1 protein-coding gene is annotated in these 464 nt (G+C 66.2%); it reads right to left on the bottom strand.

What is annotated here, in order from left to right; translation table 11 throughout:
* Positions 1-464: hypothetical protein (locus EOA29_RS41995; protein WP_189479202.1), on the bottom strand; the 464-nt coding region annotated here is incomplete at both ends.

The raw sequence follows: 464 nt of genomic DNA, 5'->3' as shown, positions 1-464 counted from the left end.
CCTGGGGCCGCTTCCTGCAGAAGTCGGCCTCCGCCCCGATCGGATCGCCCACGCCCTTGCCGCCGTCGGCGCGGCGATTGACCCACAGATCGCCCGTGGTCGTGAACAGCAACAGCTCGGTGATATCTGTCGCGCCGCGCGGCACCTGCCAGCGCGCCGGCAGCTTGCCGCCGACCTGTGTGCCACCTTCCCCGGGATTTGCCAGTCCTGTCACGTCGAACAGCGCAACGTCGGTGAGCGTCCACCAGTAGCGCAGCAACTCCGACCCGATGCGCTTGCCCTGGTGGGGCTTGCCCGCTCCGTTTACGCCGCGGAACTGTCCGTCGGATCCGGCTGCGACTTCAGGTGCGAATGCAAAGGGTATCGAGATCAGCACGTCGGGCCAGACGCTGTTTGCCTCGGTTGCCTGTGTGTGATCCTCGGCGAGATAGCCGATGACGCGATAGCTGTCATCGGTCAACGCC

The sequence above is a fragment of the Mesorhizobium sp. M1E.F.Ca.ET.063.01.1.1 genome (assembly GCF_003998155.1).
GTDB lineage: Bacteria > Pseudomonadota > Alphaproteobacteria > Rhizobiales > Rhizobiaceae > Mesorhizobium.
The sequence above is the reverse complement of the archived record's forward strand: the minus strand, read 5'-3'. Positions and strand labels throughout refer to the sequence as shown.